Origin of the sequence: Qipengyuania profundimaris, from assembly GCF_030717945.1 — a bacterium.
Lineage (GTDB): Bacteria > Pseudomonadota > Alphaproteobacteria > Sphingomonadales > Sphingomonadaceae > Qipengyuania > Qipengyuania profundimaris.
Map to the genome: position 1 here is coordinate 1 of NZ_JAVAIM010000001.1, position 15,600 is coordinate 15,600.

The 15,600-nt window shown below is 63.6% G+C and carries 10 protein-coding genes; all 10 read right to left on the minus strand.

Annotated elements, in window-relative coordinates:
* Window positions 1-6,792: DUF5801 repeats-in-toxin domain-containing protein (locus tag Q9K02_RS00005; RefSeq protein ID WP_305931019.1), on the minus strand; the 6,792-nt coding region annotated here is incomplete at its 3' end.
* Window positions 6,793-7,177: 385 nt separating this feature from the next.
* Window positions 7,178-7,642 carry an A24 family peptidase gene (locus Q9K02_RS00010; RefSeq protein ID WP_305931020.1) on the minus strand — a complete coding sequence of 155 codons (465 nt, stop codon included), beginning with the start codon at window positions 7,640-7,642 and terminating at the stop codon, window positions 7,178-7,180.
* Entirely contained in the window at window positions 7,639-8,319 is a 681-nt protein-coding gene (locus Q9K02_RS00015) for a hypothetical protein (RefSeq protein WP_305931021.1), read from the minus strand. Before Q9K02_RS00015 ends, Q9K02_RS00010 begins: the two co-directional genes overlap by 4 nt.
* A 1-nt stretch (window position 8,320) precedes the next feature.
* The gene (locus Q9K02_RS00020; RefSeq protein WP_305931022.1) at window positions 8,321-9,286 is read right to left on the minus strand and encodes a type II secretion system F family protein; all 966 of its coding nucleotides are present in this window, start codon (window positions 9,284-9,286) and stop codon (window positions 8,321-8,323) included.
* A gap of 1 nt (window position 9,287) precedes the next feature.
* Window positions 9,288-10,292 carry a type II secretion system F family protein gene (locus Q9K02_RS00025; protein WP_305931023.1) on the minus strand — a complete coding sequence of 335 codons (1,005 nt, stop codon included), beginning with the start codon at window positions 10,290-10,292 and terminating at the stop codon, window positions 9,288-9,290.
* Entirely contained in the window at window positions 10,292-11,494 is a 1,203-nt protein-coding gene (locus tag Q9K02_RS00030; RefSeq protein ID WP_278329669.1) for a TadA family conjugal transfer-associated ATPase, read from the minus strand. The genes Q9K02_RS00025 and Q9K02_RS00030 overlap by 1 nt, the downstream gene beginning before the upstream one ends.
* Window positions 11,495-11,673: 179 nt before the next feature.
* Window positions 11,674-12,828 (minus strand): CpaE/TadZ family protein, encoded by a 1,155-nt coding sequence (locus Q9K02_RS00035; protein WP_305931025.1) that lies wholly within the window; start codon window positions 12,826-12,828, stop codon window positions 11,674-11,676.
* Window positions 12,829-12,872: 44 nt separating this feature from the next.
* The gene (locus tag Q9K02_RS00040) at window positions 12,873-13,493 is read right to left on the minus strand and encodes a TadE/TadG family type IV pilus assembly protein (protein WP_305931026.1); all 621 of its coding nucleotides are present in this window, start codon (window positions 13,491-13,493) and stop codon (window positions 12,873-12,875) included.
* Window positions 13,490-13,984 (minus strand): TadE/TadG family type IV pilus assembly protein, encoded by a 495-nt coding sequence (locus Q9K02_RS00045; RefSeq protein WP_305931027.1) that lies wholly within the window; start codon window positions 13,982-13,984, stop codon window positions 13,490-13,492. The genes Q9K02_RS00040 and Q9K02_RS00045 overlap by 4 nt, the downstream gene beginning before the upstream one ends.
* Complete coding sequence (locus Q9K02_RS00050; RefSeq protein WP_305931028.1) at window positions 13,984-15,588, minus strand: pilus assembly protein TadG-related protein; 1,605 nt, start codon at window positions 15,586-15,588, stop codon at window positions 13,984-13,986. The genes Q9K02_RS00045 and Q9K02_RS00050 overlap by 1 nt, the downstream gene beginning before the upstream one ends.
* Between the last annotated feature and the right edge of the window lie 12 nt (window positions 15,589-15,600).

A 15,600-nucleotide genomic window follows, 5' to 3' on the forward strand; every position in this document is an offset into this window, starting at 1 on the left:
CGCATCCGAGTACTCGGCCTCCGCATCGAACGCAAAATCACTGTCGTCCACCACCAGCGCGAGCGAGGCTCCGGTCGCGGTGACGCTGGGCACATCGTCGGTCACGTCGATCGTGATCGTGCCCTGCACCGTGTTCCCGTTCTCGTCGGTCGCGGTATAGGTGAAGGTCTCGATATTGTCGTAGACGTTCGTCCCGTTGTCGCCGCCCTGGCTGGGCGACAGCGCATCGCCGTCCACCGGCCCCGTCAGCGTATAGGTCCAGTTGCCGTTCGCATCGATCGAGATCTGTCCGTAGGCCCCGGTCTGTCCGGGATCGAGCGCATAGGTGATCGTCCCCACGCCGCCGGTCACGGCCAGCGTACCGCCGACCGTCTCGCTGGGCGAAGACGGGTTCGAGCCCACCACCGTACCGGGCGCAAGATCGCCGGGATCCTGCACCAGGTCGAGCGCCGCTTCGAACACCAGCGCATCGCGATCGTCGGCCACCAGCGTAACCTGGTTCACATCGATGGTCAGCGTCGCAGTCGCAATATCGCCATCGCCGTCGACGAAGGTGTAGACGAACACATCGCTTGCCGGATCGTCCGGGATGTCGCTGTTCGCCGTATAGCTGTAGGTGCCGTCGGCATAGAGCATCAGCGTGCCGTAATCGCCCGCGATCGCGGTACCGAGGCCGCCGGTGACGCTGCTGGTCGTATCCGCCGGATCGCCATCCGCACGAACGCCGACCACCCGGCCGATACCGTCCGCACCGCCCGGGTCGTTCGCCAGCACGCTCGCTTCGCTGCCGCGGGCGATCGCGCCGCCTTCGGTCACATCCGCGCTGTCGGCAACCGCCACCGGACTGTCGTCGTCGACCGTTACGGTCAGCGATCCGGTTGCCGTGACGCTGTCGCCATCGGCATCGGTGCCCACTACCAGACCGCCGAAGTCGATCGGGATGTCGTCCTCGGTCCCGGCCACGTCGTGATCGAGCACGCCTTCCAGCGTAAACTGCCATGCGCCTGCTGCACTCAGCGTCAGCGTGAACACCGGAGCGCCGCCCGCGGTCGCCACGATCGAACCGGCGGTCACCGCATAGCTCAGCGGCACGCCGCCCGAGGTGAGGCCCAGTCCTTCCAGATAGGCCGTGCTCGAGGCCGCAGTCTCGAACGCGTAGGTCAGCGGGCTGTCCGCGCCGCTCGCGAACAGCGCTGCAACGCTGCCGCCCGTGGTCAGGCCGACCACGCCGATATCGCCCGGACCGCCCTCGATCCCGCCCGGCAACGCATCCTCGTCTACCGAACCGGTCAGGCTCGCGCCCGTGACCGCCACCGGACTGTCGTCATCGACCGTCACGGTCAGCGAGCCGGTAGCCGTGACGCTGTCGCCATCGGCATCGGTGCCTGTTACCAGGCCGCCGAAGTCGATTGCGATGTCGTCCTCGGTCCCGGCCACGTCGTGATCGAGCACGCCTTCGAGCGTAAACTGCCATGCGCCTGCTGCACTCAGCGTCAGCGTGAACACCGGAGCGCCGCCCGCGGTCGCCACGATCGAACCGGCGGTCACCGCATAGCTCAGCGGCACGCCGCCCGAGGTGAGGCCCAGTCCTTCCAGATAGGCCGTGCTCGAGGCCGCAGTCTCGAACGCGTAGGTCAGCGGGCTGTCCGCGCCGCTCGCGAACAGCGCTGCAACGCTGCCGCCCGTGGTCAGGCCGACCACGCCGATATCGCCCGGACCACCCTCGATCCCGCCCGGCAACGCATCCTCGTCCACCGAACCGGTCAGGCTCGCGCCCGGGGTCGCGGTCGGCGTGTCGTCGTCGACATCGATCGTCAGCGTGCCGTCGGCCGTGTCGTTGTCGCCATCGGTCACCCGGTAGGTCAGCGTGAACGACGTATCGTTCTCCTCCCCGCCATCGGCATGCAGCACATTGGCGTTCTGCGTGACCGTATAGGCGCCCGTCGCCGCATCCAGCGTCACCGTCACCACCGTGACCCAGGTCCCGCCCTGCAGCTGCTGCACCAGGATATCGCTGCCGCTCGCCACATACTGGAAGCCGGCCGGCGCGCCGCCGGTCAAAAAGGCGATCGAGCCGCCGTCATTGCCGAAGTCGTGCGCCAGTGTGCCGCTAGTGTTCGCCGTATCGGGATCGACATCGCCGATGCCGCCCGCGATCCCGCCACCCAGCGTCTCGTCGTCGAGCTGGACATCGTCATTGGTCCCCGCCACCGGCGCATCGTCGCGGAACACGAGGTCGCCGCCGATCGCGATGGTCGCGCTGTCGGTATCGCCGTCGCCATCGGTCGCGGTCGCGGTCAGCGTGATGAGATCGCCGCTGGCAAGCCCGGTCGGCTCGTCGTCGGTATTCGGATTGTCGTGCACCACCGAACGCCGCTGGTCGAGCGTCACCGTCCCGTCGCCATCCACCGACAGCACGAACACGATCTCGCCGCCGGCACCGGCCCGGCCGACCACCTGGCCGCCCTCCAGGCTCAGCACCACCGCCGCGCCCGACAGCGTATCGGTCAGACCGCTCGCACCCGCACCAAGGCCCAGCGCATAACTCTCGCCGCCCCCTGCAGCCGCACCGTCCGCACCGAACGCAAAATCGAACGCATCCGAGTACTCGGCCTCCGCATCGAACGCAAAATCACTGTCGTCCACCACCAGCGCGAGCGAGGCTCCGGTCGGTTCGACCATCGGCCCGTCATCGGCGAAGCGAATGTTGCCGCCGAGGTCCAGCGATACCGTCTCGCTCGCGCTGTCGCCATCCCGGTCGACGATGGTCGCGATACCCTCGAGCGACAGGATGCCTGTGCCCAGTATCGCGAACTGATCATCGTATGGCGCGCCGTTGTCGCCGGGCAAGGGATGATCGATTTCCTCATATTGGGTCAGCGTCACGACGCCGGTCGCAGGATCGACAGAGAGCCGGAAAACCTCGATTCCGTTGGCCGAGCCGACAACATCGCTACCGTCGAATGCCAGCGTCACGGCCGCGCCGTTGCTGGTCAGGCCCGAGGCAGTGTTCTCGATCACCAGCGCATAGGCCCAGGAAACGGAGCCGGCGCCATCGGCACCATAGGCCTGACTGGCGACGGAAAATGCGCCGCCGAAATCGGCAGTAGTCGTATCGGTATCGAAGGCCGCGCCAATGGTATCGGCGTCCTGCGTGGTCAGCAGGATCGTATCGCCACCGACGACGCTCGCGTCTATTGACGGTCCGTCGTCGCGGAAAGACAGCGCGTTACCGATCGCGACGGTTGCCGTGGCGGTGTCGCCGTCGCCGTCCGCAACGGTCGCCGAGAGAGTAATGAGACCAGCGTTCGCGAGCCCGGTCGCGTCGTCCGGATCGGAACCGTCGGCATGCACTACGGCGCGCTGCTGATCGAGCGTGACCGTGCCTGCCGCATCGACGGTCAGGACGAAGACGACATCGCCACCGACTTCGGTTCTTCCGACGACCGCGCCATTCTCCAGCGACAGCACGACGGCTTCGCCCGACGCGGTATCGACGAGCCCTGTCGACCCGGCCGTAATGCCGAGCACGTAATCCGATACGCTACCCGGGCCATCGGCGTTGAAGGAGGGGACGAACAGACCTGCGAAACCGGCAACGGCATCGACGGACAAGTCGCTTTCGTCGACTTCGAGCGAGCCGGTTGCAGGAGACGTGGTTCCAAGGGTGGGAACATCGTCCGAAACGCCGAGGGAGACCGAAGCACTCGCCCGATCTCCATCGATATCGGTCGCTACGACGAGCACCGACCCGAGGTTTGAAAGATCGTCGCCGAGCAACGGATGCGCCGCGTAATTATCGTTCAGGGTCATGGTGACGATAGCGTTATCGCCATCGACGGTCAGATCGAGCGTGACGATATCTTCGCCGCCGCTTCGCCCGACGATCTGCGTATCCGAAATACGCACCCAGGTGAGACCGCCCCCGAGGTTGTCGAGGGCTCCGGCCGTGTCGTCGAATGCGATGGCCACGATGGCGTCCGACCCCGGCGTAAAGGAAATCGTCGCGCTATCGCTTACCGGCGTTGCCGGGTCGGAACCGTCCGGCAAATTCTCGTCGTCGACCACCAGGGATGCCGGATCGCCGGCCGTGGGGCCGCGACCGTCCGTGATCGTGATCGGCTGCGTCGCCGTGTCGAAATCGTCGTCGCCATCCGTCAGCGTATAAGTGAACGAGGCATCGATCGGGCCATCGGATTGATCGAGACCCGCTGCGGGGTCGAAGGTCCAGTTGCCGGAAGCGTCGAACGTGTAGACGCCGGTATCCGTTGTCACGGTCGTGGTCCCGGTGGCTGCGACGACATAGTCGACGCCGTCGATCGAGACCGAGGTCACGCTTGCACCGTCTGCGCCCTCGACATCGTTTGCCCGGACATTGCCCGCGAGGCCGGAGTTGGCGCCCTCGACGATCGACAGGGCAGCCTCGTCGACGGCATCGGGAACGTCATCGACGATATTGACCGCGATCGTACCCGATCCAACAAGATTGCCGGCGGTATCGTAGACCTCGTAGCCAAAGCTATCCGCCCCGTTCACGACATTGCGCGAATTTTCGCCAGTGTCGCCATCGCCGAACGGTGCCGACAGCGTATAGCTATAGGCACCCGTATCGCTGTCGAGCGTGAGCGTGCCGTAGGTTCCATCGGCCGAGCCGGTGAGCACATAGACGAATGGACCGGTGGCGTCGGATACGACGATCTGCCCGCCTGCCGTCTCGCTTCCCGAACCTGGATTGCTGCCCGTCGCAAGACCGGCTTCGTCGACCGTCAGATCGGCATCTTCGACCGTGCCTTCGATATTCGCGATATCGATCGTGAGCGTTGCGGTGGCCGTGTCACCGTCCCCGTCGACGATCGTATATGTGAAGACGTCGACCGCGTCGGCATTGGTCGAATTCGGTGCGGCGACGTAGGTATAGACGCCGGTCGCAGCATTCAGCGTGAGGGTACCGTATTGACCGACGAGCACGAGGTTGCCGTCGACCAGAGTGGCCGTATCGGTCTGCTGGTTTTCGCTCGACAAGGCCACGATGCCGCCAAAACCGTCGGCCCCCGCGATGTCGTCCGTGCCGTCGGTCAGAACATTCCCGCCGATCGTGCCACCCTCGTCGGTGGACGCGAAATTGTCGTAAGCGGTCGGCGCATCGTCGTCGAAGACGATGGTGAGCGTGGTTGTGACCTCGTCCCCGTCGCTGTCCGTGACAAGGAAAGAAACGACGGTGGACGCATCCACCGCTTCGGCATTCGGCCCGCCTTCGTGCAGGACGTTATCGACCAGCGTCACGCGATAGGCGCCGGTGGCGTCGTCCAACAGCTCGACCGTGAACAGCACGCCGCGCGGACCGGTAGCGGTCAGCACATTGCCGGAGACGGAGTATGTAACGGTCTCGGTACCGATGATCGCGGTGCTGCCGTCCAGCGAGGCGGCAAAAGCGATATTCGCCGGAGCATCGCCGCCGACATCGAAATCGAGCGTACCGGTGAAGGTGGCCTCGCCGACGTCGGAGGGATCGTCGCCCACATCCGCGTCGAGATCGCCTTCGTCCGATACCGGATTGCCGCCGGCAAGCCCGTCGTCGTCGACCGTCGCCGTCGCGGTTCCACCGTCGGGCTGCGTATCGTCGACCAGGGTGAGCGTCGCTGTCGCGCGCGAGACATCGCCATCACCGTCGGTGATCGTGTAATCGAAGGAAACCGTTCCTTCTTCGCCCGGAGCGGGGAGATAGGTAAATGTCCCGTCGCCGTTGTTGACCAGCAGACCCGCACCACTCAGCGTTCCTGAGACCAGCGCAACAGTGCCGATTGCAACACCGTCGGCCCCCGGAGTGTCGTTCGCGAAAACGTCGATGGTAACCGGCGCGCCTTCCGATGCCTGATCGGCTGCGTCGTCCCGCGCTATCGGAGCGTCGTCGACTATGCGGATGTCCAGGCTGGCATCGGCGGTGTCGCCATCGAGGTCGGTCACGGTAACAGCGAACCTATCGACCTCGACGCCGATCGTATTGTCGTTGAGGACGTAACGGTATTCGACCCGGCCTGCACCGATCGCGGTGATCGTCAGCGTGCCGTACTCGCCTTCGATCGTCTGGCCCACGCGGGTGATTTCGATACCGTTGATGCTGAGGGAAGCGAGCCCGTCGGGCGTCGTGTAGACGATGCTTCCATTGGTGATTTCGCCATCGCTCGCCGCTCGCGTACCGGCAGGCTCGTCGCCGCGCGCCGGGAGGCCAGCCTCGTTTACCTCGTCGGTTGCATTCACGGCCCCGACCGGATTGTCGGGCGTAACGATCACGATGTCCGGATCGTCGTCGGCAAGGTTCGGAATGATCTCTTCTTCGCGCCGTTCGGGGAACGAGAGTTCGGTATAGGGCAGGAGATCGCCCAGCGCGAAGGCATCCTGGATATCGCCGACGTTCTGCCCGAAATTTCCGCCTGAGCTTTGCGGCGCGCCGGCCGCGGGTTGAGGTTCGTTGCCGGTCAGCAGCGCGGCGATGTTCTGCGGAGGAATCTGCACATCGCCGATCACGAATTGCGGTACGATGATCGCCCCGTCGGGCACCCGAATGACCGATCCATCATCGAGAACGACAATCAGGTCGCTACCTTCGGCCCGCAACTCTTGGATAGCAGAGCCTGCCGGGAGGCGAACTACCTCGGTGCTCGTGATTTCGGATTGTGCGACATCGGAGACTGAGCCCGACCGACCGGCGTCCGCCTGCTGGAGATCCGCAGGGTCCGCATCGGTCGAACGATCCATGAAACCATCCTGGCCGTGCCCTTCGAAATCAACCATCACGTCACCTCCGCTTTCGCAATCGAGCACTGGCTCGGCGAGGCCCGCGAAGCAGACGATGGAACGGCACTTGTTGCTCGAACCAACCCCCCGCAATCCAAATTGCGGAAGCTGCTTCGCGGCCCCTGTGTTTTGGCGAGACGAGTCGAGCCCGAATCGCGTTTAATTGAGTCCGTTCAAACATCGTTTCAGAGGTTGTTGCAATTCAATTAACCTATTCTGGAAACGAAGTGTTCGGTCGGGCAAAAAGACGAGATAGCCTTTCAACCCTTGGAATTCTCATCGTTTTTGAAGCGCAAGCCGATCGAACGTAACAGTCCCATTTCGGGATTTGACGAAAATGTAGAGCTTTCGGTTAACCTGGTTGCAGCCAGAAAACGCCAATTCAGAAAAACCCCGTCAAAGAATAGACCTGGATCAGGAAGCCGCAGCAGATCGGAAGCCCGTATGGCAGCGTCCAGCTCCGCCTCTCTTGGCCCGCCGACATCTTGAAACCCCGATACCAGATCAGCATCGCGACAACGGCAACAAGACCTGAGATCGCTGTAAAAGCCAGCATGCCCAGGGCGCCGGACAGCGGCACCCCGAACGCGGCAGCGCTATAGAACTTGGCGTCTCCGCCACCGATCGCGCGAAGGGCGAAAAGCGCCATTCCCACGAGAAGAGCGATGAGCGCGTGCAATGCCGCCGAGCCAAGGGCGGCCCAACCGAAACTGACAAGTGTCGCCCCTGCTGTGGCAATAGCCAACGCAACGACCAGGCGGTTGGGTATGCGACGGGATCGAACATCCAGCGCAGCGCCGAGCACCGCGATAAGCGCGGCAGGCAGGAAAACGATTTCGGGCGTCACTGTGTAAACGAAACGAGTTTCTGCTTGCCTTCGTCTTCGCTGCCGAGGTCGGTTGCCGAGGTCTGCTCGTCCTGCAATTCCGGCTCGGCCTTGGTTTCGCGCTCGAGCGAGGGCTTTTCCAGGAACGCGACAGTCATCTTCGGGCCTTCGCCCAGCTGTTCACGCGTCGCGATCTTCACGATACCGTCGGAAATTCGATGGGGCCGCATGGCCAGAGGCGCCGGATCGGTTTTCGGCGCCGGCGCTGCAGCCACCCTCTCTGCGGGCCCGGTCGCCTTGCGCGCGAGCATCACGTGGCGTTGCAGGCGCAGCAGGTTCGCCGTAAAACGCATGTCCTGCGGATCGCGAGCCACCGCGGCCCTGAAATACCGGTCCGCTATGTCGAACCGTCCCAGTTTTGCGTAGGCTACGCCGAGGCCGTTCTCCGCTGCGGCGGCGGTTGCCGGGTCGAGCCGTGCAAGGCGCAGCGTCGCAACTGCGGCCGAGATATGCCCGTCGCGCAATTGCGCTCGCCCTTCCTCGATGAGCTGGGCTCCGACGATCTCGGGCGGTGCTTCCGCAGCAGGCCGCTTGTTCTGCTTCTTGGCGAAACCCCAACCGGAAAACGGCGAGGACTGGCAGCCCGCCAACAGCATGGCAGCAACAGCAATCGTTCCGAATTTGGCGATCTTCGTCATCTCAACCCCCTCCCATCGCAGGTATCAATTCACGGAAGACCCGGATCATCCCGGGCATCATGAGTACGCCGATCATCGTGGGCAGCATGTTCACCACCAACGGGATCGATATCAGCACTGGCAGACGGTGCGCTTTTTCCTCTGCGCGCAGTCTGCGTTTCTCACGCATCTCGGCCGAATAGACCCGTAAGGTATCGGCGACGCTGGTGCCGAGCTTGTCGGACTGGATCAGCAGCGTCGCGAAGCTTCTGATTTCGACGACGCCACTGCTTTCGCCCATCTTGCGAAGCGCGTCTTCGCGCCGTGCACCGGCACGCAACTGCAAGGTCACTTCGGACAGGATCTTGGCAATCAGGGGGTGCGACTCGACCATCTCGCGGCCGACCCGGTCCATCGCCGCTTCCATACCGAGGCCGGCCTCTACGCAGACGAGCATCAGGTCCAGACAATCCGGGAAGCCATGCGTTACGGCCTCGCGCCGCCGGTCCGCCTTGGCGGTGACGACCAGGTTCGGGAGATACAATCCTAGCAGCGCACAGAACGCTGCGCCGAGATAGAGCGTGAATGCCGAAAGCTCCGCGTCGAGCAACCGCATATAGGCAAGGAATAGCAGCGGGACCGCGAAGACCAGGATGAAGCGCAGCAGGGTGAAGATTTTCGGCGCCGCTGCCGACTGGTACCCCGCTGCCCGCAGCTTGTCGCGCAGCACATCGCCCTTGGAATCGGCGAGGCTCAATCCCGCACGCTCGACCCGTTCCGCAAGTTCGGCCCAGGCATTGGTGCGCTTGTCCTGGAGCGTCTCGCGGCGACCGATCCCGCCTCCTGCAATCTCGCGAATGTTCTGCCGCGCCTCGACCCGGCGAGCGGACAGGCGGCCTACCGAGACGACGCCGATGATGACCACCGCGAAGATGAGAGCGAGAACCGCAAAGCGTGCCAGCTGGTTGGTGACGAGAAAATCGAACATGTCAGACCTTCAGATTGACCATTTTCTTGATCACGAAGACGCCGATCAGGAACCACACGATCATCGCCGGGAATCCGAACATGAAAATCGGATCGGTCGCGACCTCGAGGTAAAATTGCGGGTTCATGGAGAACAGGAGGACGAATGTAATGATCGGCAAGGCGGTCAGCAGCCAGCCCGTCATCCGCCCTTCCGAACTCAACGCCCGAACCTTGAGGTACAGGCTGGCGCGCTCCCGGATCACTTTCGACAGGCCGTCGAGTATCTCCGCCAAATTGCCGCCGGTTTCGTTCTGGACCGACAGCGAAACGGCAAACATCCGCATATCGTCGAGGTCCCAGCGCTCGGCCATGTCTTCCAGCGCTTCGTTGAGATCGGCACCGTAAGCGATCTCGTCCGAAATCAGGCCGAATTCCGATCCGATCGGATCGGTCATCTCCTGGGTCAGCAGGTCGATCGCCGAGGCAACCGGATGGCCGGCGCGCAACGCCCGCACGAATATGTCGAGCGCCACCGGAAACTGTTCCTGCATTTTCTTGCGGCGTCGCTGAGCGAGATAGCCGACCGCCATCACCGGCAGACCGATGGCAACGGCCGCCGCGACTGCCACGATCAGTTGGATCACGCCGAATGACAGCGCGAAGCCGGACGATATGGCCAGCATGGTTACGGCCAGCACGACCAGGGCGAAAATCGCCGCCATGCCCAAGACGATCTGCGAAAAGTTGAACGGCACCGCCGCCATCATCAGGTTGCGACGGAAGCTGTTGTACGGCGCCGTGAGAAATCCAGCGCTCACGGGATTGCTGAGCGGATCGTGCTTGCGCAAGCTGCCGAGCACGTCTTCGCGGCGCTTGCCCGTTGCGATCAGCTTCAGGCGCTTGTTCACCGCGCCGGCATGCTGCCGGTTTTCGATACCGAACCTCAGCACAACCTGCGAGATCAGGAATATCGAGGCGAACACCGCCGACAGCACGAGAATTCGGGTAACCTCGGCGCTTAGCATCAGACCCTCCCCAGATCGAGGTTGGGCCGGAACAGTTCGGGCGAAAGGGCGATGCCGTGATCTGCAGCGGTATCGAGGAACTTGGGACGGATGCCGGTTGCCTCATGCCGCCCAAGCACGCTTCCGTCTTCGCCGCGGCCTTCCATCTTGAAGCGGAAGATTTCCTGCATCGTGATCGTCTGGCCTTCCATGCCGACGATCTCGGACAGGCTCAGCAGACGCCGCCTGCCGTCGGCTTGGCGCCCGATCTGCACGACGACATTGATCGCCGAGGCGATCTGCGCACGGGCCGAAGTGGGCGAAATCTCGATGCCGCTCATGCCGATCATCTGCTCTACCCTCGACAGGGCGTCGCGCGCGGTATTGGCGTGAACCGTCGTCATGGATCCATCGTGGCCCGTGTTCATCGCCTGGAGCATGTCGAATGCCTCGCCTGAGCGAACCTCGCCCACGATGATACGATCGGGACGCATACGCAGGGCGTTCTTCACGAGATCGCGCTGCGTAACCTCGCCCCGCCCTTCGATATTGGCAGGGCGGGTTTCCAGCCGGGCGACATGTTCCTGTTGCAGCTGCAGTTCTGCGGAATCCTCGATCGTGACGATACGCTCTCGCCCGTCGATATTCGCGGAAAGAGCGTTCAGCAGCGTGGTCTTGCCCGAACCTGTACCGCCGGAAATCAGGACGTTGCGCCGCGATTTGACGATGGCTGCAAGGACGTCCGCGACCGCTTCCGGAACACTGCCGAGCTCGACCAGCTTGGCCATGTCGATCCGGGTCTTGGCGAATTTACGGATGGAGAGCAGCGAACCATCGATGGCCAGCGGTGCGACGATGGCGTTGACGCGCGAACCGTCCGCAAGGCGAGCATCGACGAAAGGCGAGGATTCGTCCACGCGCCGGCCGACGGCGCTGACGATCTTCTGGATAATCCGCAGCAGGTGCCGCTCGTCCTGGAAACGCACGGAGGCTCGTTCGAGCAGGCCGAATTTTTCGACGAAGACGTCGCGATGGCCATTCACGAGAATATCCGTGATGGACTCATCTGCGAGCAGCGGCTCGAGCGGCCCCAGCCCCAGCAGTTCGTCCAGCACTTCCCCGGTGAGCCGTTTGCGCTCGGCCCCGTTGAGCGCAGCGTCTTCCTCGAGCAATAGCGCCAGGATGATATCGCCGATCTCTTCCTCGATCTGCTCGCGAGACATCCGTTCGAGCAGCGAGAGATTGATCCGGTCCAGCAGCTTGCGATGGATCGTGGTCTTCAGGTCGAGCAGCTTCTCGGCTTCTTCGTCGACCTCGAAAGTGGTTATGCGTTGCGGCGCGAAGCCTTCCTCTTCGATCTCGACTTCGGAGGCTGCGCCGTCCTGCGATCCGAACTGCCACTTCATTGCTCGCCTCCATCCATACGCGCGGTGATCGCATCTGCGAGCGCAGCGACATCGGCGACGAACGGGCTCTTGCGACGGATATGTCCGGCCAGCACACCGCGGTCTTGCGCAGCTTCCAGCGTCTGGGTGTCGCGTGCCAGTTTGGCTGTCACCGGGCGGCCGAGCGCCTTCTCCACGTCATCGATCCCGATCGATTTGAAGAGCTTTTTCTCCACCCGGTTGACCACGACAGAGACGAGCCGGTGATCGAGGCCGAGGTTTTTGAACAGGTCCAGCCTGCGGCGCGCCTGGCGCAGACTGGGAAGGGACTGCTCGACGAGCATCAGGATGCTGTCGGCTTTCGCGAGGATTGCGAGGCCCCAATTGGTCAAGCCGGAGGGCATGTCGACAACCACGTAATCGTATTCGGCACGCGCCAGATCGAGAACCCGGGCGAGATCCTCGCTCTTCGGCGCCTCTATCGGGATTATCTCGTTGGGCGCTGCAATCAGGTCGACACCGCATTCGTGACGTTCGGCAACCGTATCGAGCATCGATGCATCGAGCCTTGCGCCAGCTTCGAGCAGATCGGTCAGGGTCCGGCGCGGCGAAACGCCAAACACTTCGCAGATCCGCCCGGCCTGGATATCGAGGTCGAACAGGCAGACGGTCGGCTCGCCCGGTTCGCTCGCCAGTTCCGCTGCCAGATGGCTGGCAATCGTCGTCGCGCCGGCCCCGCCGATCGGCTTGGTGACCGCAATCAGCGGCGCGAGCGAAACGTCCTTCCCGACCGATCCCGCATGCGTTTCGAGCACGGCGATAACGGTTTGCAGGATCTCTTCGGCGTTGAAGGGCAGTTCGACGACATCGGCCACACCCTCGCGGATCAGCGTCCTTACCAGTCGCATATCGACATCACGCATGGCGACGATCTGCGGCATTTCCGGATGCATCCGGCGAATATTGCGGATTCGGTCCATGCTAGCGGGGCTGGCCGGGTCGACTTCGAAAAGCACGACACCGGTTGCATCAAGCGTATCGCCCGGAATGGGCTCGTCCGGCCGCAACGAGATGAATTGCGCATCGCTTATCCAGCCTGCCCCGGAGGAAGAGCGCAATTCCTCAAGCTGGCCTTCCGATGCGATCACCGTCAGCGGTGCGTTCAATTGCAACTCGGACCCCTTCCTTTGGCCGAATATCGTGTGGTCGCGGCCCATCAGTTCGACACCGTTCCTGCGCCGTCTTCCATGGTCAGCGTGTAATCGAAGCCGGGAAAATCGACGGTCGAGCCGAAGAGAAGGATCGAAGTGAATTCCATGTTCGTCAGGCGAACGGTGACGAAAGGAGAAACATCCATCCCGTTGGGATTGCCTGCAAAGCCCAGTCCGGAACCGGTGTATTCCACCGTAATGTCCTCGTCCGCTACCTCCGGCCAGAAGTCTTGGATGCGATCTGCGAGCGTAGCGAAGGCCGTGGCGTCGATACTCAGATTGCCGCCCAGGCAGGTGCCGGAAACGCACTGGCACTCCGTACTCGTGCAACTGATCGTGCCGAGCGCATCGACCGGAATCCGGTCGCCCTGCCCAAGCTGGACTCCGCCGACAGTCTGGCCGGAGAAACTGTAGGTCGCCAGTTCCTGCACCAGCGGATCGGTGACCACGGCAAAGCGCGCGCCGACCTGGCTGGCTTTCTCTCCGCGGTTGAAATCATAGGCGTAGCGGCCGGCATCGATGATGCCGACCAGGAATAGCACGATCAGCGGCAGGACGAGCGCGAACTCCGCGGCCGAACCGCGCTGGTCCCGGCAGAACCGTGCGAGGAATGCCGCGCCGCTCATATGCCCATCACCGGCGATTGTTGGGTGGCATTCAGCGTATAGCTGTCGGTGATGATGCCGACGCCGTCGAACAAGCTCTGATAGTTCACATTCGCCGTCACGGTCACAACGGGCGCGTTGGTCTGCCCGTCGTAGATGCCGGTGGTCAGTGCCGTCGTCGGACAGGACACGGCCACGGTCACCTCGGCATTTTCCCAGCCCGGCACACGCGTGGTGCCGCCCGAGGGGCGCCCCGTGCGGGTCACTTCCTGGATCGCCGTCTGGACGCCGCTGTCCATCGTGGCGCCGCTCTCACAATTGATCGCGGCGAAGCTCTGCCGGCTGGCATAGCGTGCGCCGTCGCGCACGCCCTTCACCACCTGGTGCTGGTTGTAGAAATAGTAGGCGACCTCGATCGCCCCGAACAGCATGCCCGCCAGCAGCGGGAGCAGCAGTGCAAGCTCTGCGGCAGCGGCGCCCCTGCGGCATGTCCAGAGATCGCGCAGTCGCATCACTTCACCAAGAACGGAACATCGCGCCGGATCACGGTACCCGCCGTCTCCCCTGCGCCGCCAGCATCGGATTCGCCGATGATCTCGACGTAGATATCCTTCTTGTCGGTCCGGTCCGGGCGATTCAGGCTCGGTTCGACGAGGAAGATGTCGATGAAGCGGCGGATGGCGTAGGGCCCGCTCTTTCCTCTCACATTTTCGGCATGACAGTTGATGACGGCCACCGACATTCGGCGCCGATCGGCCACGGTCGATGTCGGTGTGGTGCCGGGGGCACCGCCCTTGCTGGCGCTGCAGATCGGCTGGGCATAGTTGCCGCGCGTACCGTTGGTCCATCGGCCGAGGATCGTCGCTCCGTCGATGACGCTGCCCTTGTTCGCGATCTCCCACTGATACACTTCGTAGCGGGTCGGACGGTCCGGGCGCGTCCCGCTGGCGGTGAAGCCGGTGTTCGTCTGCCAAGCGGCGGAATCCCAACCGTAGCGCGAGCGGAAATAGGCGTCTCGATCCCAGAACCCGTCGCCGAAGCGGCCGCAGGTGTTGTCGTCCGGGCCGAGCGAATGGCAGACATCGCGCGGGTGCCCCATGGGTGACGGCGTGGTCGTCGCCGGTAGCGCGGCGTCGGTCGTCGGTGCGTAGGGATTGGCGGGCACGCTCCAGCCGTCGGTCTGCCCGTTGGTGCCGAACGTGCACGCCTTGTTGGCCGAAATATTCGGCACGCCCGCAGCGTCCGACTTGTGCGTCACGTCCTTGATCGAGTTGATGGACGCCGGGCACGATCCGCCGGTGGGGCAATTGTCGTAAAGGTCGAAGCGGGTGTTGATGGCATCGATGGTGGAGGTCTTGAGACCGGGTTCGATCTCCACATCGATCACCTCGGGCCCGTTCACCGGCACGCAATTTCCGGTCGGCGAGACCCAGGCGAGCGCCTCTTCCACGCCGTTCGCGCCCAGCCCCAGGTCGAGGAAACCGAACGCGCCCGGATCCCACTGGCCCTGCTGCACCACCAGCAGGCCGTCGCCAATGTAGTTGTTGGCGTTGAAATCGACCGTCGGATCGGTGTTGTTGAGCGGCTCGTCCGGATTGCAGATCATCAGCGGCGGGATGCGGCATACGGCCGATCCGATGCCCGCCACCGCTTCGGCGTCGATCGTATCGGAAATCGCCCCGGCGATCGGCGTCAACGCGTAATTCGCCGTGCGCGTTTCAACCTGCACGCGAATGAAGCGCGCCTGTTCGTCGGCATCCGATGCCAGCGGGTTGGTGCCATTCTCGGCGTCCGCAAGGTTGGCGTAGAAATAGATCTGGCCTTCGGGGATGCCAACTGTCGCAGCGCCATCGTCATTGGCGAAGCGCGTATCGTTGGACACCAGGCTGCGCGCCTGCGCCGTGGCCCGCGCGATGGAGCCGGGCAGCTGGTCCAGCTGGGTCGCCCCGGCCAGCGCAGCCTGGTCGGCCGCGTTCTGGAGTTCGGTATCGAGCGAGACGAGGCGCGAATAATCGAACCCGATGCCGACCATTCCGACCAGGGCGGGCAGCGCGAGCGCATAGAGCGCCGCGCTGGCCCCGCTTTCGTCTCGTAGGAACTCGCTCAACATGCCCATCGTCGCCTCTTC